16 protein-coding genes are annotated in these 18,742 nt (G+C 46.1%); 4 read left to right on the top strand and 12 right to left on the bottom strand.

Annotated features, from left to right (window positions below):
• Nucleotides 1-92 precede the first annotated feature (92 nt).
• Together hpsG and hpsH are read left to right on the top strand one after the other, a co-directional pair.
• Nucleotides 93-2,579, top strand: a complete 2,487-nt coding sequence (gene hpsG / locus B5D23_RS06535; protein WP_078684606.1) for a (2S)-3-sulfopropanediol dehydratase — start codon at nucleotides 93-95, stop codon at nucleotides 2,577-2,579.
• A 204-nt stretch (nucleotides 2,580-2,783) separates the two neighbouring features.
• On the top strand, nucleotides 2,784-3,716 hold the full coding sequence (gene hpsH / locus B5D23_RS06530; RefSeq protein ID WP_078684605.1) for a (2S)-3-sulfopropanediol dehydratase activating enzyme: 933 nt from the start codon (nucleotides 2,784-2,786) through the stop codon (nucleotides 3,714-3,716).
• Nucleotides 3,717-3,854: 138 nt separating this feature from the next.
• Here the strand turns inward: hpsH and B5D23_RS06525 are convergent, their stop codons facing one another.
• The 7 genes from B5D23_RS06525 to B5D23_RS06495 all read right to left on the bottom strand — a co-directional run bounded on the left by B5D23_RS06525 (nucleotide 3,855) and on the right by B5D23_RS06495 (nucleotide 10,383).
• Nucleotides 3,855-4,400 (bottom strand): rhodanese-like domain-containing protein, encoded by a 546-nt coding sequence (locus tag B5D23_RS06525; RefSeq protein WP_078684604.1) that lies wholly within the window; start codon nucleotides 4,398-4,400, stop codon nucleotides 3,855-3,857.
• A gap of 162 nt (nucleotides 4,401-4,562) precedes the next feature.
• Complete coding sequence (locus tag B5D23_RS06520) at nucleotides 4,563-5,177, bottom strand: CatB-related O-acetyltransferase (protein ID WP_078684603.1); 615 nt, start codon at nucleotides 5,175-5,177, stop codon at nucleotides 4,563-4,565.
• Between the two features lie 328 nt (nucleotides 5,178-5,505).
• Nucleotides 5,506-6,219: a WbqC family protein gene (locus B5D23_RS06515; protein ID WP_078684602.1), complete on the bottom strand. Its 714-nt coding sequence runs from the start codon at nucleotides 6,217-6,219 to the stop codon at nucleotides 5,506-5,508.
• On the bottom strand, nucleotides 6,216-7,418 hold the full coding sequence (locus B5D23_RS06510) for a DegT/DnrJ/EryC1/StrS family aminotransferase (RefSeq protein ID WP_200803631.1): 1,203 nt from the start codon (nucleotides 7,416-7,418) through the stop codon (nucleotides 6,216-6,218). Before B5D23_RS06510 ends, B5D23_RS06515 begins: the two co-directional genes overlap by 4 nt.
• A complete protein-coding gene (locus B5D23_RS06505; RefSeq protein ID WP_078684601.1) occupies nucleotides 7,402-8,595 on the bottom strand; it encodes a DegT/DnrJ/EryC1/StrS family aminotransferase in 1,194 nt (397 codons plus the stop codon). The genes B5D23_RS06510 and B5D23_RS06505 overlap by 17 nt, the downstream gene beginning before the upstream one ends.
• Before the next feature lie 4 nt (nucleotides 8,596-8,599).
• A complete protein-coding gene (locus tag B5D23_RS06500) occupies nucleotides 8,600-9,295 on the bottom strand; it encodes a class I SAM-dependent methyltransferase (protein WP_078684600.1) in 696 nt (231 codons plus the stop codon).
• 50 nt (nucleotides 9,296-9,345) lie between these two features.
• On the bottom strand, nucleotides 9,346-10,383 hold the full coding sequence (locus B5D23_RS06495) for a glycosyltransferase (protein WP_078684599.1): 1,038 nt from the start codon (nucleotides 10,381-10,383) through the stop codon (nucleotides 9,346-9,348).
• Nucleotides 10,384-10,826: 443 nt separating this feature from the next.
• Between B5D23_RS06495 and B5D23_RS06490 the strand changes: the two genes are divergently transcribed.
• Nucleotides 10,827-11,159 (top strand): DUF898 family protein, encoded by a 333-nt coding sequence (locus tag B5D23_RS06490; RefSeq protein WP_078684598.1) that lies wholly within the window; start codon nucleotides 10,827-10,829, stop codon nucleotides 11,157-11,159.
• Nucleotides 11,160-11,386: 227 nt separating this feature from the next.
• Complete coding sequence (locus B5D23_RS06485; protein WP_078684597.1) at nucleotides 11,387-11,935, top strand: acyloxyacyl hydrolase; 549 nt, start codon at nucleotides 11,387-11,389, stop codon at nucleotides 11,933-11,935.
• Here B5D23_RS06485 and B5D23_RS06480 read toward each other — a convergent pair.
• The 5 genes from B5D23_RS06480 to B5D23_RS06460 form a co-directional block, all read right to left on the bottom strand.
• The gene (locus B5D23_RS06480; protein ID WP_159445940.1) at nucleotides 11,932-13,896 is read right to left on the bottom strand and encodes a capsule polysaccharide biogenesis protein; all 1,965 of its coding nucleotides are present in this window, start codon (nucleotides 13,894-13,896) and stop codon (nucleotides 11,932-11,934) included. The genes B5D23_RS06485 and B5D23_RS06480 overlap by 4 nt on opposite strands.
• A 106-nt stretch (nucleotides 13,897-14,002) precedes the next feature.
• Nucleotides 14,003-14,824, bottom strand: a complete 822-nt coding sequence (locus tag B5D23_RS06475) for an acyltransferase (protein ID WP_078684595.1) — start codon at nucleotides 14,822-14,824, stop codon at nucleotides 14,003-14,005.
• Nucleotides 14,796-15,929 carry a CDP-glycerol glycerophosphotransferase family protein gene (locus tag B5D23_RS06470; RefSeq protein WP_159445939.1) on the bottom strand — a complete coding sequence of 378 codons (1,134 nt, stop codon included), beginning with the start codon at nucleotides 15,927-15,929 and terminating at the stop codon, nucleotides 14,796-14,798. The genes B5D23_RS06475 and B5D23_RS06470 overlap by 29 nt, the downstream gene beginning before the upstream one ends.
• A complete protein-coding gene (locus B5D23_RS06465; RefSeq protein WP_078684593.1) occupies nucleotides 15,910-18,051 on the bottom strand; it encodes a CDP-glycerol glycerophosphotransferase family protein in 2,142 nt (713 codons plus the stop codon). The genes B5D23_RS06470 and B5D23_RS06465 overlap by 20 nt, the downstream gene beginning before the upstream one ends.
• Nucleotides 18,041-18,742, bottom strand: coding sequence for an IspD/TarI family cytidylyltransferase (locus B5D23_RS06460; RefSeq protein ID WP_078684592.1), 702 nt, complete (start codon nucleotides 18,740-18,742; stop codon nucleotides 18,041-18,043). The genes B5D23_RS06465 and B5D23_RS06460 overlap by 11 nt, the downstream gene beginning before the upstream one ends.

The following is an 18,742-nucleotide window of genomic DNA, read 5'->3' as shown; positions in this document are numbered from 1 at the left end:
CCCCATTTGGAAAAAGTATTTGGGATCAATAGAGAAATCTATCTCCATACATAGTGAAAACTTTCAGGTTGAAATAACAAAGGAGCATTAAAATGGAATGCTGCAACGTTCTGTCTCCCCATGAGCAGAGAATCCAGGACCGTATTGCTGGTAAGGAAGACCGTTTCCGCAAGAACCACGAGCGTGTCTTCGAAATTCTTGAGACCATCGAGAATCAGCGCCCGATCATCGACATTGAGCGCGCAAAATATTTCACCGAATCCATGCGTCAGACCGAAGGCGAAATGCTCGTTCTGCGCTGGGCAAAAGCCTTGAAAAACGTTGCTGAGAACATCACCGTTTACATCGACGACAAGCAGCTTATTGCTGGTCGCGGCGGTTGTCAGGGCCGTTATGGCGTCCTGTACCCCGAACTCGACGGTGACTTCCTTGGTCAGGCCATTGAGCAGCTCCCCAAGCGTGAAAAGTCTCCTTTCTCCATTTCAGAAGAAGACGCTCGCGTGGTTGTTGAAGAGATCGCTCCGTACTGGGTTGGCAAAACCTACCACGAAGATCTCAACATTCACCTGCCAGCTGATACCCACAAGCTGACCTATGATGATCCTGATGGACTGATGTCCCGCTTCATCGTGAACGAAACCTCTTCTTTCCGTTCTTCCCTCCAGTGGGTGCACGACTACGAAAAGGTTCTGAAGCGCGGCTTTGGTGGCCTCAAGAAAGAAGCAGAAGAAAAGCTTGCTGCTCTTGATCCGTGCAGCCCGGTGGACAACACCGAGAAGAAGCCTTTCCTCGAAGCTATCGTCATCGTGTGCGAAGCCATCATCACCTGGGCAAAGCGTCATTCCGTGCTCGCTGCCGAGATGGCCGAGAACGAAAGCGATCCGGTCCGCAAAAAGGAACTGGAGACCATTTCTGAGATCTGCGCTCGTGTTCCTGAGCACCCGGCCCGTACCTTCCACGAGGCTGTGCAGTCTCAGTGGTTCACCCAGATGTTCTCTCGTCTGGAGCAGAAGACCGGTACCATCATCTCCAACGGCCGTATGGACCAGTACCTGTATCCCTTCTACAAGGCAGACGTGGAAGCAGGCATTCTGGACGACAACAAGGCCATTGAGCTGATCGAGTGCGTGTACGTGAGCATGGCTCAGTACATTGACCTGTACATTTCCCCCACTGGCGGCGCTTTCAACGAAGGCTACGCTCACTGGGAAGCTGTGACCGTTGGCGGCCAGACTCCTGACGGCCGTGACGCCACGAACGAACTGACCTACCTGTTCCTGCGTTCCAAGCGCGAGTTCCCGCATCACTACCCGGATCTCGCTGCTCGTATTCACGCTCGCGCACCAGAGCGTTTCCTTTACGAGATCGCAGAGACCATTAAGGAAGGCTCCGGCTTCCCCAAACTGATCAACGACGAAGAAATTATTCCTCTGCACCTCGCAAAGGGCGCAAGCTTCGAAGAAATCTACGATTACTCTGTTTCTGGTTGTGCTGAAATCCGTATGCCTAACCGCGACACCTACACCTCTGGCTGCGCATACATCAACTTTGCAGCAGCTCTGGAAATGGTGCTCTACAACGGCAGCATGAAGAAGTACGGCGACCAGACCCTGAGCATTGAGACTGGCGATCCTCGCGAGTTCAAGACCTGGGAAGAGTTCTGGAACGCATACCAGAAGCAGCAGACCAACTTCCTGCGTCACGCATTCATCCAGCAGCATCAGATCATTCAGCTTCGTGCCCGTCACTTTGCTGCTCCGATGGGTTCTGCCCTGCATGACCTCTGCATGGAAAACTGCCTCGACCTGCACACCCCGCAGATTCCCGGCGGCATCAACCTCGGATACTTCGAGTACATTGGTTACGGTACCGTTGTTGACTCCATGTCTGCCATCAAGAAGCTCGTCTTCGAAGAGAAGAAGCTCACCATGGCCGAGCTGATCGAAGCTCTGGAATGCAACTTCGAGGGCAAGGAAGACATTCAGATGATGCTGAAGAACGTTCCTTGCTACGGCAACAACAACGATTACGCAGATTCCATCGCCAAGGAAATTGACCGTACCTGTCTTGCCTTTACGCACAAGTACGCCAAGGAACTCGGTGTGCATCTGGATCTTCGTCTGGTGCCGTTTACCTCTCACGTACCTTTCGGCAAGGTTGTTTCCGCAACTCCGAACGGACGTAAGGCATGGTCTCCGCTTTCTGACGGTTCTTCTGCTTCTCACGGTGCAGACGTGAACGGCCCCACCGCCGTCATGGTCTCCAACTACGAGTCCAAGAACTACGACTACCGTGAGCGCGCAGCTCGCCTTCTGAACCTGAAGTTCTCTCCGAAGTGCGTTGCTGGCGAAGAAGGAACCGAGAAGCTGGTTTCCTTTATCCGTACCTTCTGCGACCTCAAGCTGTGGCACGTGCAGTTCAACGTCATCAACCGTGACACCCTGATCGCTGCTCAGAAGGACCCCGACAAGTACCGTAACCTGATCGTTCGTATCGCTGGTTACTCTGCATACTTTGTCGACCTTTCCGAGGACCTGCAGAATGACCTGATTGCCCGTACCGAGCACGACACTATTTAGTTCGCTCGTGGTGTAATCACGAATATGCACTCTTGGCGGAGGGCTAAATGGTCCTCCGCCATTTTCCACAAACAGGGAGTGGGGGCATTCCAGGAACTCATTTTTTTCTTGAGGCGAAAAGGTGGGGACTCCGGGAACGGAGTGAGTGGGAAACTAGACCCTTAGCAGCCAGAAAACTGGCGTGAATGATGAAGGTGAACAACGATGAGTTTGATTGACAGGAAAACAACGGGAACCGTTTTCAACGTCCAGAAATATTCTGTTCATGATGGACCGGGAATCAGGACCATCGTTTTTATGAAAGGCTGCCCCCTGCACTGTCGCTGGTGTAGTAACCCTGAGTCTCAGTCTTTTAAGCCTGAACTGGCATATAACCCCAACAAGTGCCTGGGAGTCGACAAATGTGTTCGATGCCTCGAGGTCTGTACTGCGGGTGCGCTGTCGACAACGGCAGACAACAAAATTTCGGTCAACAGGGAGCTGTGTCTGGACCAGATGCATTGTGCTGATGCATGTCCGGCGCAGGCGCTGAATGTGTATGGCAGGACCATGAGTGTTGATGAAGTGCTCAAGCGTGTGGAAGAAGACAGTATTTTCTATGCACGTTCCGGCGGCGGTCTGACGCTGTCTGGTGGTGAACCGCTGGCACAGCGGGACTTTGCTCTGGCGCTTCTGCGCGAGGCCAGAACTCGCCGAATTAAAACGGCGATAGAGACCTGTGGCTTTGTGGACTATGAGACCCTGAAAGCCGCCGCAGAGTATCTGAACCATGTCCTTTTTGACATCAAGAGTGTGGATGCTGAAAAGCATAAGGAATTTACAGGGCAGTCGTGCGAGCGGGTTATGGAGAACCTGAAAAGCTTGCGGGCCGATTTCCCGGACCTGCATATCCGTGTCCGCACCCCTGTGATTCCGGGCTTCAATGATACGGAAGAAGACATGAACGCCATTGTGGATTTTCTTGAGGAGAACGTCCCGAATGTGGAATACGAGCCATTGCAGTATCACCGCATGGGACAGCCCAAGTATGAATATCTTGGTCGGGAGTATGGCATTGAGGCGAAGCAGCTCGATGATGCCGTGTTCCTGAAACTGAAAAAAATTGCACAGGACCGTCTTGGGGACTGTGTGAAATAGTCTTGTGTCCGAGATGAGCCGTATGGCGAACGCTGTGAAACCTGGGAAGAGGTTTCACAGCGTTTTTTTATGGGCAAAGCGCAAAAAAAAGCTGCCTCGTTATGAGGCAGCTCAAGGAATGATCTGATAAGGGGCTTTTTAACGGCTGAGAGAGCAGGAGTTGTTTTTGGTGTTCCACGGCATTTTGCCCAGTATTTTTGCCATGCCACAAAAGCCAGTAACTCCGGCAAAAATAAGTCCTGCACCAACAAAGGCGCTTACACCAACAAATTCAGGGGCAATGACCTTGGACAAAAGCAGTCCAAGAAGAACGAGGGAGCCTGCGCTAATCAGAACCTGACGCTCCATTGGGATGCCGCTTGCACACCCTGCGCTGATGGGAAGGCCATCTTTCTTCCATGCCACGATGCCGCCCTTGAGAACCTTGAGCTTTGGGAGCTGGGCTGCGAAGCGTTCAGCAATCTGAGTGGCCCGGTTGTCACTTCGGCAGATCAGAATAACATCCTGTCCTTCCTCTAGAAGTGCGGAAAGACGCTGTTCAGAAAAAATATCCTGAGGAAGGAACACACTGTCTGCAATGAATTCCCCTTTGACTTCGCTCACAGTGCGAACATCAACACCGAGAGCTGCACCGCTCTGAAAGAGCTTGTGTGCCTCTTTGGGGAGCACGGTCTGTGCATTCATATATTCACCAAATTTCCTTGATTTTCTGTTTTTTATTTTGCCAAAGAGGAAAAATAAGTCGTGAATGGCGTCTGGCAAGAGCGGAAAAATGCCAGAAAGCCTTTGCGTAGGCTAAGTCACTGAAAAAGAAGAAAGGCCCCGCAAAAAATGCAGGGCCTTTTTTTAGTTTTCGGAGTTGTAAAGCGCTTTTATGTCGCCGCTACTCAGCATGTCGAGCTTGGCGGTGATTTTTTCATCAGGCCAGTCCCACCATTTGAGTTCCAGAAGCATGGTCCGTTCCTCTTCGGAAAAGCGATAGCGGATATGCTTGGCAGGAAAACCTCCCACAATGGAGTAGTCGTCCACGTCTTTGGTGACAACGGCTCGTGCACCGATTACGGCACCATTCCCAATGTGAACGCCGGGCATAATCATAGCCTCGGTCCCAATCCAGACATCATTGCCTATGACTGTGTCACCCTTGCGGGCAAAACCGTCAGGAGCTTCGCTGAATTCTGGCATGTAGTGAAAGGGAAAGGTGCTGGCCCAGTCCATCCTGTGTCCCTGATTTCCTGCCATGATAAAGCTCACACCAGAGCCAATGGAGCAAAACGCACCAATTTTGAGCTGGTCAACGTCTGTCCGGTCCGGGCTGAGGTAGCGTGCGCAGTCCTCAAAGTGATGCCCGTGGTAATAGCCGGAATAATAGCTGTGCCGTCCAGCCTGAATGTTCTTGTTCTGTATGTGCTGTCGAATTTCGTAGCCCTCAAAAGGGCTGTTGAAAGGATTTTTTCTCATTGTTTTTCTCCAAAAGAAAAGGGGAACGCTCGCTGTGAGCGCAAAATGAATTCAGTCAGTTTTTTTGGAAAAAGGGCGCACCTCTCCTGAGAGAGCTGTGCCAGTGAGGTCAGACAGCAGTCTTGATGCGGCGAGGAACAATAATGGCCGCATGAAAAGGCAGGAAATATGGACGGGTCAAAAATCGCATGGGGAGAAACTAGGCATCGCTTGTGGGGAAGTCAAGATGGTGAAGCTTCTGCCGGACGTGACTGTACGAAATGAAAGTTGATTTTTTTTTGAGGCAAAAGAGAGTCCCCCTCTGGCTGGAACGCGAGAGGGGGATTTTTTATGCGATATCAAGTTCATCTTTTCCAAGTTGCGCACGGACCTGTTCCGGGCTGTTCCACATAAGCACATCCAGAATAGAGAGGCTGGGAACAAAGGTGAATGGTGCGGGATCATATTCAAAATCGGGCACCCTGGTAAACGCAAGGCCGATGCCGCGTTCTGAAAATTCCTCGGGGCGAAAGAGGTCTTTGCCTCCTGGCGGGTTGATGTACATGTCCGCATGAAGCACGCTGCTGATTTCCAGCGCCCACTGTCCCGGATGGCAGACAGGCGGCAGCTCAAAGTTTGCCTGCGATGCGATAACAGGAGCAAAGTGGATTCCCAGATAGGCGCAAACCGCAGCCATGGCACTGACGTTCATGTCTGTCAGCGAGGGGGATGGAAGCGATTCAAAGCTTGTTTTGACCAGTTCAATCACGTCCCTGTAGAACGGAGCGCTTTTTTTGTACTGGGTGAGCTGACCAAGCAGGGTGCGCCGGGTCTTGTCTGGGTCTGCAAGCTCCACCTCGGAGATTGCCATATGCTGAGAGCCGTGGACATCGCAGCGAAAATACATCCAGTCCTTTGTTGGATGAGCAATACGGTTGCGAGTCATCCACGAACGGGGGGTGTACTGGCAGCTATCAAACACAACCCAGGAATCACAGCGGGATATGAGGTCAAAGTACCCGAGGTAGGGGAAGAAATAGGGCTGCATTATTCCAAGAATCATGCGAAATACGTCCTTTTGATATCTGCGGAGTTGGCCTGAACAAACGCAATGCATTCACAAATTCGAGAGACGGCGTCCATGCTGACAGGGGCACCCGAAGGAAGCTGGAGCACTTTGGTGCACAGGGCATCAGTAACAGGAAGCGCCGTGGCAAATTCTGGGAAAAGCGTTTCGTACGGGGGGCAGTGGTGCATTCCCGGAACAAAATAGCGGCGAGCGATGACGTTTTCTGCTTCGAGGAGTTTTTGCAGGGCGTCACGGCTCAGGCCAAATTCTTTTTCGTCAATTTCCAAAACTACATACTGATAGTTCATGTTTTCCTCTGGGGCAGGGGAAATACAATGAATACCGGGGATGCAGGACAGCTTTTTGTGATAGAGGGCCATCTTTTGGCAATTCTCATCGCAGCGCCGGGAAAGATCTTCGAGACTCAGCAGTCCAAAAGCAGCCTGTGCCTCGGAAAACCGGCCGTAGCCGTCGATGGGTGTCTTGACGTTTTTTCGCCGTCCATAGCTACTGCGAAGGTTACGGAGACGCTCGGCAAGCTCGTCATCATTGGTGGTGATGCAGCCCCCCTCTGTGGCGTTCATGATTTTGGTGGCATGGAAGGAAAAGACTTCGCATGCGCCAAAGTTGCCAATGGGTTTGCCGTGGTAGCGGCAGGCAATAGCGTGTGCAGCATCAAAGAAGAGGGGAATTCCTTTGCTGTCGGCCAGAGTCTGGAGCTGTTCAATGTCGCAGGGGTTGCCCCAAAGGTGAACGCCAAGAATGGCGCACACGTCGTGCTGTTCCAGCAGCGCTGCAACTTTTTGGGGATCAAGGTTGTGACTTTCGTTGCTGATGTCGCAAAAAACAGGTTCGAGACCTGCCCATGTCAGGGCCTGTACCGTGGCGGCAAAGGTGAAGGCTGGCACAATGACTTTGCCCTGTGGGGGCAGACCGAGTGCCTTGCAGGACAAACTGAGGCCAAGGGTTGCGTTGGTCACCACAACGGCGTTTCGAACGTCAAGCCGTTCTTCCAGACGGCGCTCCAGTTCCTGTGCGAGTTTACCGTGGTTTGTGTAATATCGTCGGTCAAACAGGTCGTGGAACACAGAGTGAAAACGTTCTTTTGAGGGGCTGTAGAGCTGACCAACAGGCAGAATGGAATCAAAAAGTGGTTCGTGTCCTGCCAGAGCGAGATTAGCGATGTCTTTCATCACGCATTTCCTCTTTGAGCTGTGCTCGCATGGCATAAATATCGTGCAGGATTGATGACACATTTGCGACGTCTTCCTCGGAAACATGTGCTCCTGAAGGCAGGACGCATCCTACGGATGTAACGGCTTCGGTCACAGGAAATTCAAGTGAAGCTGTCTCTGGGAATTTCTTGTGAAGTGGTGGCGTGTAGTACGCGCGGGCGAGGATGTTTTCTGCCTGAAGCACTGAGAGTATTTCATCACGGGTCAGTCCCCAGTCACCAGTCAGGCGGACGACGATGTTTTTCCATGTCCGCTTTTCTGTTGCGTCATAGCTCACAAGAGAGAGGGGAAGGTCGCTCAGTAATTTCTTGTAGCAGTTAAAAATGGCTTTGTTATGCGCAACTTGCTCGTCGAGTTCGTCTATGCAGGACAGGGCCATTGCCGCATGAAGTTCGTTGAGCTTGGCGTTGCAGCCTAATTCTGAGATGGAATCTTTTTGCTCAAAACCAAAGGCCCGGATAACCCTGAGGCGCGCTGCAAGCTCTGCGTCATTGGTGGTGGCGTAGCCGCCTTCAAAGGCATTGATGAACTTGCTGGCGTGCATGGAAAAGACTTCGGCTTTGGCAAAACTTCCAATTTTTTTCCCATGAATGGTCCCATATGCCGCTTCAACCGAATCCATGAGCAGGGGAATTCCCGTGTCGCGCGAAAGCTCTTCCAGCTCGGTCACGGCACTCATGTTGACAATGGGGTGAACGCCAAGCAGCAGGGCCGTTTTGTCTGTGATTTGAGTTTCAAACAAGGCCCGGTTCACGCCCATTGTCTCAAAATCAATGTCGGTGAAGCGTGGGGTCAGTCCTGCCCAGCGGACAATATCCGCCATGCGGCGATAGGTTGCAGAGGGAAGAATAACTTCTGTTTTTCCCGGAAGCGCAAGGGCGTGGATGCACATCAGCAGAGTCAAAAAGCCACTGCAAAAACAGACGCAATGCTCTGTGCCATGCTGCTCGGCCAGACGTTTTTCCAGAAGCTGAACAAGGGGACCGTTGTTGGTGAACTGTCGCGTTTCAAAAATGGAGTCAGCATAGGAGAAAAACCGGTCTTCGTTTGGACGGTGGAGGTCCGAGGTCGGTTTAGGCTCCATAAAGAGCTGCGGTCCGCCAAAAAAAGCAAATTGAGAAACAGCGTTTTTCATGTGCTTATGCCTTTGGGGTTAACACCGCATTGAAGCGGTAGTGCGACTGGAAAAAGTCTTGAGGCATGTCAACAAGCTGTGTTGTCCAGCCGCAGTCTTCGCACAGCGTCTGGAATTCATGTCTTGTCCACCACAGACCGATGGCCGTGGTGTGGTCGTCGAGCGGAAGCATTGGGCGTTCCTGGAAAAAAGCTTTTGCACAGTCGCGGTCTGGAATGGTGCCAATAAAGAAGCGTGAAACGTGAGTGAAGCGAGTCCGAAGCGTTGTGAGCAATTCTCGAAGCTCGTCTTTGGAAAGGTACGCGACAGCTCCATACAGTAAGATTTTTGTGAAGCGCTCGGGAAGCTTTTCTTCCGTGCTGTAGGGATTAATGCTGTTTTCCAAAAAACTGTAGCGAGGGGTATTCTCAAAGTTCTTCTTGGCAACTTCAATCAGGTATGGGGACATATCGACGCCAAGATACTCGTGGATTTCATCGAAAAAATACGATGCAAGGGCACCATTTCCGCAGGCGAGGTCGAGCAGCGTGTCAGCTTTTTCAAAGTGAAGGGCTGTTCTGACCATGGAAAAAATGAGTTCAAGCTGTTCCTCTGAAATAGGTTTGCCGTTTACTGTTCGGCGAACCTGACCCCAAAAATCGTCAGGAGCACATGTTTTGGGGCGTTCTAAACAATCGTAATGACTTTGTGGCATGCTCATTGGAAATTCCTTTATGCAGTGAAAAAAATTGCTGTATAAATATTCAGCCCTTAGTGGTGCTCTTTCTGTTCCCTTTCGCGAACGACTTCCTGAAGCATGTGCATTGTCCTGTGTGCATAAATATCGTGTTTCGTGACAAGCTGGCGAAGGGACTCTGCATTGAAATTGTAGTTTTTTTCAATGAAGTCTGCACGGTCTGGATCATCAAGAATGGAATACAGCATTTCAATTCCAAGATTGAGATGAGGACCGGAGTTTTTCTGCGACAAAAGCAGTTGGGAAAGGGCAAAGCCTGTGTCCATTTCTCCATCAACCAGGAAGTACTCAATTTCTGGGAAGATTTTGAGGAGTTCATCGGGATCGGTGATGCTTGTGTATTCCTCAAGGAGGTAGCGCATTTCATTTTGGAAGCGGATGTAGTTGTCGACTCCAAACGCACTGAGATTCGAGTTGTCTGAGTGGATACGGAATTTAACGAGTTTTTGCGGAAGAACCCGAATTTCTGACTTTTTGCATAAGCGTACCCAGCCTCGAAGATCTGGAATCTGAATGAGAGACGATGCCTTTGGATACACCAGAGGAATAAATTCGCTTCGGAGGAGGACTGACGGGTGGCAGAGTCGGTTCCCGTTAAAGAAAAATTCACGAAGCCATGAATGGCGACTCATGTTTTTTACTGCAAAGGGAGCAACGAGACTGTCAGAAATGGAGTTGCCTTTGTCATCGATTCCCTGAACCTGAGTAAAGGCTGCTCCAACACGAGGGTTTTGGACATACTTGAGCTGTTTTTCCAGCTTGTCAGGTAACCAGAGATCATCTGAATGATGAATGGCAAAGAAATCACCTTTGGCTGCGTAATAGGCCTGAGCGTGGTTTTTTCTGCGGCGGTTTTTGTCCCACAGCATGACTCGAATCCGGGGGTCATCATACGAGCGAATGATGTCTTGTGAACCGTCTGTTGATGCATCATCAGAGATGATAAGTTCGATGTTCTCGTAAGTTTGGCTGAGAACGCTTTCGATAGAGTCACGGAGAAACTCGGCGTGATTGTATGATGTGAGAACAACAGAAATCAGTGGAGCGGACATTGAAAACTCCTGTCATGAGCACCTTGCTCTGGTAAACGATTGAACTTTTGCCTTTGTTTTGTAAAAGGGGTGGTGTCAAAGGCCTTTGTGAGACGCAGCGTAACTGTTGTTGAAGAGGGCCGTCAAAAAGATGTCTTTTTTTTTGAGTCATTGTTCACCTTTTTGAGTGAATGCCCCTGATTTCCGTACAAATCAGCTCCGTACCCTTGGCTGCATCTCGCAACTCAGGATGAGAATGCAAATAAAATGCCTGTAACGGGAAACAGAGAGAATGCCAGATTTTTGATGGCATGGCTGTGGGCCAGAGCGTGGTGTTGTGAGAGAAAATTGGCAGAAAATAAGGATAGGCGTGTGCCGTTAGGCGTGCAGACGTGGTATAAACGAGAAAGCCTGTTTTTCGAATGAGACTCAGGACAAATTTTTACAAAAAGAGGGGAAGTACCATGCCCTATGGATCATTTCGATTTGAGGGAAGAGGTTTAAGCTACTGGTGGCTGGCAATTTGGACGACAGTCCTGACTGTTGTCACCTTTGGAATTTACTGGCCGTGGGCCTATTCTGCGAAGCAGCGCTGGATTGCCAAAAATACCTACGTTGATGGAAAGCAGCTTGTTTTCATGGGAACAGGTGCGGGATTCTTTGTCACATGGCTTCTGATTATTATACTGTCTATCGTGACCTTTGGCCTCTACGCACCGTGGGCTGCATGCCGTATCAAACGTTGGCAGATTAACAATCTGTACTACGCAGACGCTGGCGACAATGAACAGTTCTAAGTCCTAGCTCTTGGCTCATCGCTGAACGCCTCTGCCAGAGTTCAGAATCTTGGCCCCTTGCGATTTTTTCGTAGGGGGCTTTTTTGTGGAGTGGATTAAATTTATTGGTGATTCAAAGACTTTTTGTCAAATTGTGTGTATAGCTAGTCTATATTTTTAAAATTTAGTGGTGAAAAGGAATGTACTCATTAAGGTGGCAATTTGTGAAATGAGAAAAAGGAGAGGGCATGAAGCTGATAGTTTATGTGTTGTGTATCGCCTTTGTTGTCTTTCAACAAATTCCTGTTGCCTATTCCGAAAATCTTGTGAGTATATCGGAGCTACGGATTGGAGTTTTGGCGCATGATCTTGGCGTAACGGGGAAAAGTCGAGAAGATGGAGTCGATGTTAATGGTGAGGTTTTGTTTAAGGAATTCCAAGGACGAGCGTGGGAAGCAATAGGTTCTCCTCGCTTGCATCTTGGTGGGGGGCTGCATTCAGAAGGGAAAACTTCACAGGCTTATGCGGGGTTGACTTGGACCTATGATTTTTATCCAAAAATTTTTATTGAAGGAGCCTTTGGGGGGGCAATCCATACTGGAAAGCTTAGCTCACATGATCCAGATGAACAGCGTTTGGGGTCTCGAGGGCTTTTTCGCCTTCATGCAGGGATTGGTTATAAATTTACGAAGCATATAGCAACGCTCCTTTCATACGACCATATTTCTAATGCAAATTTGGCCAGCCCAAATCCTGGATTGGATAGAGCTGGCCTTTCTTTGTGCTATTCTTTCTAAGTGTAGAAAATGGAATCCTTGAGAAGGGATACAAGATTTTCAATTTTGAGGCGCCAATGCGTAAGCTTTGGCGTCTTCTTATGTGCTTTTTCGAGAGATGTATTTTTTTCTATTTTTTTAATCGCATCTTCGGGAGAAATGAAAAAACCAGTGTCATAGTCAACGTATCGCGGGTACTCAATCAAAGTGCAGAAAATGAGTTCTTCGAGGGAGCAATGCTTTGTCCTGCGAGTGACACGATGTCGATCAGATGTGAGGCCCCAGCCTGAATAGAAAGGCATGCCATATGTATAGACCTTTTTCCCGCGAATGAGAGCTTCAAAACCTGCGAGTGAAGTCATTGTGTGGACTTCATCACAAAGCTCAAGGCAATGATCCATCCTTGTATCCGAGACGATGGCATCTGCTAATGTCTCTTCATGGGGAGAAAGGGATCCTTTTCTGTTCCCAGAAAGAACATCCGGATGGGGTTTATAGAGAATAAAGGCTTCTGGGTTGGCGTCTCGTACAGCTGCTAGCAGTTGAGCATTGGTATGGATGTCAAGGGTTCCGAGGCGTATTGATGCGTCATCTTCCACCTGACCTGGAACAAGTATTTTTTTGCTCTTATTATGAGGGAAGAGAGGCTTTGCTGAGCTGTCTCCCCAGTTATACTTCGTGACCCCCCCATCAATGAGTAAAGACTGGAGCTTTCGAGCTCGACTGTTTTCTGTAAGACTTAACGTTCGGTGATTAAGGAGCCACTCCAAGTCGCTTTCCGTTCGAGGATCAAAATAAATGCCTCGAGAATCAAGTATGAGAGATAGTGGAGGAATAAAATCAGCTCCAAGTCCAACAGAGCGGATAAAACCATCTTCCATTCGTGCCACTGGAATGTGTTTTTTTTGGAGTTCGCACCGAAACTTGTCTCCATATTTTTGTCCCCAAATGACAGCATGGGACTGAGGCGTCATGCCGCGACGTTCTGCTGATTTTATAGAAGAAGCAAAATGGGGGTGAGGAGAAGATTCCGGGAGGAATCCTTGGACAAATTTGTGTTTCCATAGACTGAAGCCGAAGCAGAATATTTTTGCAGGGCTTTGGAGTGTGGCTTTTTTTTGGATTTCGATTCGTTGGAGTATTTTTTCTAAAGAGCATTTTTCACAAAGAACGGGGTCGGCATATTGTGAATAACGGAGGTACGCAGCCTCAAAAACCTGTTCAAGAGTTCTTGGACATCCTCTGCGAGAGCATGTTTGCTGATCATGAGTGAGTCCCCAACCTGCATAGAAGGGAAGTCCAAAACAATGAACAGGTTTGCCGACCATGAGAGCTTCAAATCCCATTTGTGATGTGACCGTAAAAACGGAGTCAACTTGTTTGAGAAGCTCGATGGGGTTGCAGTCCTCTTTGAGGAGGAATGCATTTGAGGGTAATTTTTCTGTAAGGTATCCTTTCCTTTTTTTTGCAATAACATCAGGATGTGTCTTGATAATAAGAGTTCCCTCTGGAAATTGCATTTGAGCGGCATGGAGCATTTCATTGAATGTTTGTTCAGATCCTCCGCCGAGTTGGACAGAAAGGTCTCCAACGGTTTGATCTATGATGAGCACCCGGGGACCGCTCCGCGGGGGGAGTTGTGGCTTTGCCCAAGTGTTGTTGTATTTGCAGGCTCCAATTGAAACGATTCTTTTTATACACGACCGTGAGCGCTCTGTTTGAGATAACTCAGCATTTCGGATGATGTCTTCGAGGTCAGAAGGGTGATGAGAGTCATAAAAAATGCCCTGTGAATCAAGAACAAAGCCAAAGGGCTCGGCGTTGTTGACACCAAGCCCTATAGATCGAATGAAACCATCCTCAAGGGTATAATACGGTAACTGGTGAACTTTTGCGTATTCGCGGGATCGAAGAGTGTTTTGCTTCATCCCCCAGCCAGCAATAGCAGTGTTCACTGTATCATGAGATATTGCCTGAACCATTGAGCCTATCGCGGTGGAGAGGAGTCGGTGTTTCAGTATTCCTTGAGAATGTGTGCTAAGGGACTGTTTATTCTGCATCTGTTTATGAATGATTGTTTTTAAGGCGCTAAGGGATAAAAAATCTATTTTTTTGAGTTGATTCGAATAGATTGTGGTAAAGTACCTGTTCTTTTTTTGCGGAGGATGAAGTTGTTTTTAAAAGATTGTCGATAGATTTTAGATCAAGCCCACGCTGTGGGGAACAGGTAAAGATGAAATCATTTTTTGTAGAATTCTTTTTGTCAAAGACTATTTTAGGCGTCCAACGGTGAATAGATTCTTTGGTGAAAAAAATGTCTCTTTTTATAATCCTTAAAGGAGATCCTGCTCCGATTGAGTTTGACGGGATGAGTTTGTTTGTAATTGTAGAGTTTGCTCCAATGATACTTCCTGAACCTATTTGTGTGTTTTTTAGCAGATATGCATTTTCACCGATCCATACATGATCTCCTATACATATAGATCCACTGGGGTTAATTCTGAGCCCATTTAGTGCGTTGTAAATGGGATGTGCATCTCCTGTTCTAAATACTATACCTCGAGAAAATAAGCAGTCATCTCCTATTAGTACGTTTGTACTTTCAGATAGAATTATTTGAACCTTTTTATTAGTGAAGAGATCCTTGCCAATGTATATAACATTATTGTTGTGTACAGATAAAGCTATTTTTAAGTTGTGGTGTCGTGTTTCATTAATGACAATAAGAGAGTTGTCTGCATTAAAATTAATGCTCGATCCCGTAAGGGAAACATTTCCATTAAATTTTATTTTGTTGTTTCTTCCACGAAATATAATTTTTGAATTTATGAGCTTATAATTCCCCTCGATTGTATTGTTGTATCCGTGTAGTCCTTCGCAGTTATTTTCTGTTATTATAATTGGTTCCATTGCAAAGTGTTTTGTTAAGGTTATTGTTTGCTGTTATTAAAAAGTCTAAAAAATGAGAAATTTTGAGTGTAGAAAAGCCATCGCAGGCGCCCATATGCTTTTGATACAGTTGCTTGCTAGCGCTTGAATGTTTTTCACATGTTAAAATAGTTTGTGCGAGTTTTTTTTCATTACGAAAGACATGGTCAGGGAGAAGTTCTTCAGGTGTGGTTGTGAGTTTTCGGTTATAATTTTCCTTTGGGATAAAGAAGAAGATAGGTTTTTGGGTTACAGAGAAATCAAAAATGATTGAAGAGTAATCCGTAATTAAGATGTCTGCGGCAAGGATACACGTTAAGTATTCCTCTTCAGTCCAGTTATTCTGAGTTGGCTGGGAAATTCCTTCTGAAATTGATGAAGGGTGTAACCTGTAAAAAAGTGTATAATTGGAAGGTAGGTGCCGAACTAATTCTTTTTTATCCAGAAAAACTGGGAACTCACGCTTTAAATTCGTTCGAAAAGTAGGTGCATAGAGAATGACAATGGAATTTTCGCTTATCTTATACTTTTCCCGAAGGAGTTTTCGCCTCTGCCCTTTGTCCTTCAAAAGGATATCCGTTCGAGGAGAACCTAAAGGAAGCACACGGTCTTGTGAGAGATTGAAGGATTTTGCATAGGTATCAAGAATAAAAGGAGAGGATGACGTTGCGATAGCGTAGTCATAGTAGCCGTGGAGTCTGTGAATTCGTTTTATTTCTGACTCAGTGAGAACAGGGGGGGCGTTAAAACCCACCCCTTTAAATGCTCCCCCTCCATGCCACAGTTGAACGACTGTAGTATGTGGAGAAAGAGTTATAGAAGAAAGAAAGCTGTTTGAGGCATCTATAACGACGGTTTTTGCCCTTGATAATACCCAAGCAAATTTGACAGCAGAAAGGAGACTGCGTCTGTTTATTGAGATGAACAAACAGGGGTGCAACCGAGATGTGCTTTGGTACACTAACTGAAGGTTTTGGAAAATATCATTGGTGTGTTCATTGCAAAAAAGAGTAATTTTTTTTTTGCAAAAGAAATTGAAAACAAGATATAAAACCTGAAAAGCTTTTTTAATTTTGTATAGAGTCAAAATGTTCTCTTGTCTTGATTATTTCTTGAACTTTTTCAATGATTCTTGAGCTTGCGTTTCCATCACAGGATCCAACATGCTTTTTTTTAAAATTTAAATATTTATCTGTATCTACGTATTGATAACTTTCAGTTATTCCTTCAATTAATTTAGACTCTGATTTTTCTTCGATAACAGGCCCAGGAACCTCTTTTTTGAAATCAATTAAGAGTCCATTGTCTCCTGAGAGGTATTTTTCAAGGTCTGGCGTGTAAAAAACAACAGGGATATTTCTCAACACTGCATAAAAAATACTCGAAGAGTAGTCTGTTATGAAAATGTCTGAAGCCATTAGTAGATCAAAAAAGGAAAGCTCATCATCGACAATAAATTGTTTGTTGTTTGATGTATAAAAATTGCATGTGTCTTGTCCTGTTTTATTCATGATGTGCTTAAAAACATGGTGCTTTTTTGCAATGATGAGGTATGGAGAATTTTCGAGCTGCTGTGAAAGGCTTTCCACGGAGAATCCAATGTCATAATAATGAGGAGTTCCAGCTCGAAAGGTTGGGGCAAAGAACACAATTTTTTTGTTTTTAGGTATATTGTATTTTCCCCGTATGTCAGCTTTGACTCGCTTTGCTTTCTCCGTGTTGAAAAGTTTGTCAGTCTGAGCTGTACCGCAAGGAAATACACTGGTTGGGGGGATTTGGAAAATTCGGGACATTTCGCCTTGGCATTCTTTAGAGGAACAAACAGCGTATTTTTGTGGAAATTCTTTAGTTTTTAAGTCAAGAACTTTTTTCATAAGGCCTAGCCCGTGCCAAAGCTGGAAGACAGGTTTGCCGCCAGAAATGAATTTATGAATGCTGTTTGTTGCAAGAATAAGTTTTGTGTCTTTGATTTGAGCCCGCATCACTAAGCAGTTAAACCAGTGATACCCGTAGTATTGTGGTTTTGTGAGGTATACTGTTTTATATTTTTCACGAAGGCGAGGAAGAAAATCCTCTCGCAAGTCTTCGAGGTACCTTGTCTCGATAACCCCTAAATCATAAGAATCAAAATGTGTATAGTGTGGGAGAAGCTCTGTCATTATCTTATAGGCTTCTTCCGACTTGAGCCCTTGTCCAAAGTTAAGAACATCTGAAGTTTTTTCTTTTAAATTCTCAAAATCATATTCTCCGTAACAGGAATGTAAATCAGCTATAAAGATCGCTGTCATGCAAGCTAAAAGTCTTTTGTTAAGCATGGGGGGATCAGATTTTAATATGAGACGAATGAATTTATATATACTCGCTAGTGTCTGGTCTTTATCTATTTTATTTTGATGAATCAGTGAGGATATTTTTTGTATATCTGAAAAATAACCAGCTAAGCACCGAAGCGTAGGGTTAGGCTCGTTGCCTGTTGTGTATGACAGCTCTTTGTTCGTTTTTATAATTTTTTTTTCTTTTAAAGAGTTAGCGTTAAAACCCAGTATGAATTTCCAATGATCAAGTTTTGGTTGAGACGTACTGGTAGCCAGGTCTGCCCAGGCCTTTTTGGCTATGACTGATCCATAAAAAAAGGCATCTGAGAAATCTTTTGAGGAAGGCTCGTTATTCAAAAAACGATTTAATTCAGAATTCTTGAGTTGGTTAGTTAGAAGGATATCAAAATGGTCATTAGATATGTGGTTGGTAACAGTTTTGCAGAACTCCTTATCAAACACATCGTTTTCACAAAAAAAAGTTACGTAGTCACTTTTAGCAGATGCAAAACCAATGTTGATTGCTTCTGAAACTGTGGTTGAGCTTGTGATGTCAATGATTCTAGAATTGGGAGTCTTTTTTTGAAGGGTGTTGAGTTTTTTTTTGTCTAGTTTTGCTTTGTTTGTAATGAATAAAAATTCAACATCGTGATTTTTATTGTTTGAAATTGAGCCAGTAGTCCTAGCAGAGAATTCTGCACCTGTAATAGCGAGAATAATTACGGTTAAGTTGGGTTTTTTTTGGGTAAACTCAAGAGTAGATATGATTTCATCAAGCTTGTTTTTGATGCTAATTTTTTTGTTTGCGACGGGTGCTGGCTTGATTATTTTTTTTGCTGTGGATTTAACCTTCTTTTTTTTGAAGGCCTTTTTTATATATTTTTTAATGTTCATTAAAGTCTCCAGAGTTGAGGAACGCTTCAGCGCAAGCTAAATCGAAAGGGTATGTAATTTTGAAGTTGTGAATTTCACCGAGAACAAAGCCAAGTTTTGTTTGAGGGAAAAATTTTTGTACAATCCCTGAAATGTTTGTTGAAGGGAATGGGGTCTTTTGGAATTGTTCAAAAGCCTTGCGCAGTAAACTAAGATGGAAGCATTCTGGCCCTTGGCCCAGGAAAAGTGTTTTCCGATTTGGAACTTTTTTAATTATATTGTCTTCGACAACAAAGACTGTGTCTCGGACTGGAATGCCTACATCGACGCATGGATACACATCAAGAGCATCAAAGCATTTTTTTATGAGGCTTTTTGATATGAACGGTCGCGCAGCATCAAAAAAAAGTATTTTAGAATCTGTGTCTTTTATTGAGCAAAAGGCATTGTATGCAGAGTCAAAACGCTCCTTTCCTCCGATCACCACTGAACATTTTTGAGAATTGGGTATTTTCTTTAAATTTTTTTCTATGTGGTGAACATATTGCTCGCTGGCAACAATAGTTAAAGAGTCAACTTCATGGGAACTAAGGAAAGTTTCTGTTCCATAGGTCCATATTTCTCTGTTGTTGAGTGTTAAGTACTGCTTTGGAATTGAAGATTTCATTCGGGAACCAACTCCAGAGCAAAGCAGTACTGCGTGCTTTTTCAT

This window comes from Desulfobaculum bizertense DSM 18034 (genome assembly GCF_900167065.1).
GTDB lineage: Bacteria > Desulfobacterota > Desulfovibrionia > Desulfovibrionales > Desulfovibrionaceae > Desulfobaculum > Desulfobaculum bizertense.
The sequence above is the reverse complement of the archived record's forward strand: the minus strand, read 5'-3'. Positions and strand labels throughout refer to the sequence as shown.

Excerpts from the sequence above, each read along its gene's own strand:
- B5D23_RS06485 (WP_078684597.1), top strand. The coding sequence starts at position 11,387 with ATGAAGCTGATAGTTTATGTGTTGTGTATCGCCTTTGTTGTCTTTCAA.
- B5D23_RS06490 (WP_078684598.1), top strand. The coding sequence starts at position 10,827 with ATGCCCTATGGATCATTTCGATTTGAGGGAAGAGGTTTAAGCTACTGG.
- B5D23_RS06505 (WP_078684601.1), bottom strand. The coding sequence starts at position 8,595 with ATGAAAAACGCTGTTTCTCAATTTGCTTTTTTTGGCGGACCGCAGCTC.
- B5D23_RS06480 (WP_159445940.1), bottom strand. The coding sequence starts at position 13,896 with ATGGTTCAGGCAATATCTCATGATACAGTGAACACTGCTATTGCTGGC.
- B5D23_RS06500 (WP_078684600.1), bottom strand. The coding sequence starts at position 9,295 with ATGAGCATGCCACAAAGTCATTACGATTGTTTAGAACGCCCCAAAACA.
- B5D23_RS06495 (WP_078684599.1), bottom strand. The coding sequence starts at position 10,383 with ATGTCCGCTCCACTGATTTCTGTTGTTCTCACATCATACAATCACGCC.
- B5D23_RS06460 (WP_078684592.1), bottom strand. The coding sequence starts at position 18,742 with ATGAAAAAGCACGCAGTACTGCTTTGCTCTGGAGTTGGTTCCCGAATG.
- B5D23_RS06510 (WP_200803631.1), bottom strand. The coding sequence starts at position 7,418 with ATGAAAGACATCGCTAATCTCGCTCTGGCAGGACACGAACCACTTTTT.
- B5D23_RS06515 (WP_078684602.1), bottom strand. The coding sequence starts at position 6,219 with ATGATTCTTGGAATAATGCAGCCCTATTTCTTCCCCTACCTCGGGTAC.
- hpsH (WP_078684605.1), top strand. The coding sequence starts at position 2,784 with ATGAGTTTGATTGACAGGAAAACAACGGGAACCGTTTTCAACGTCCAG.
- B5D23_RS06465 (WP_078684593.1), bottom strand. The coding sequence starts at position 18,051 with ATGAACATTAAAAAATATATAAAAAAGGCCTTCAAAAAAAAGAAGGTT.
- B5D23_RS06475 (WP_078684595.1), bottom strand. The coding sequence starts at position 14,824 with ATGGAACCAATTATAATAACAGAAAATAACTGCGAAGGACTACACGGA.
- B5D23_RS06520 (WP_078684603.1), bottom strand. The coding sequence starts at position 5,177 with ATGAGAAAAAATCCTTTCAACAGCCCTTTTGAGGGCTACGAAATTCGA.
- B5D23_RS06525 (WP_078684604.1), bottom strand. The coding sequence starts at position 4,400 with ATGAATGCACAGACCGTGCTCCCCAAAGAGGCACACAAGCTCTTTCAG.
- hpsG (WP_078684606.1), top strand. The coding sequence starts at position 93 with ATGGAATGCTGCAACGTTCTGTCTCCCCATGAGCAGAGAATCCAGGAC.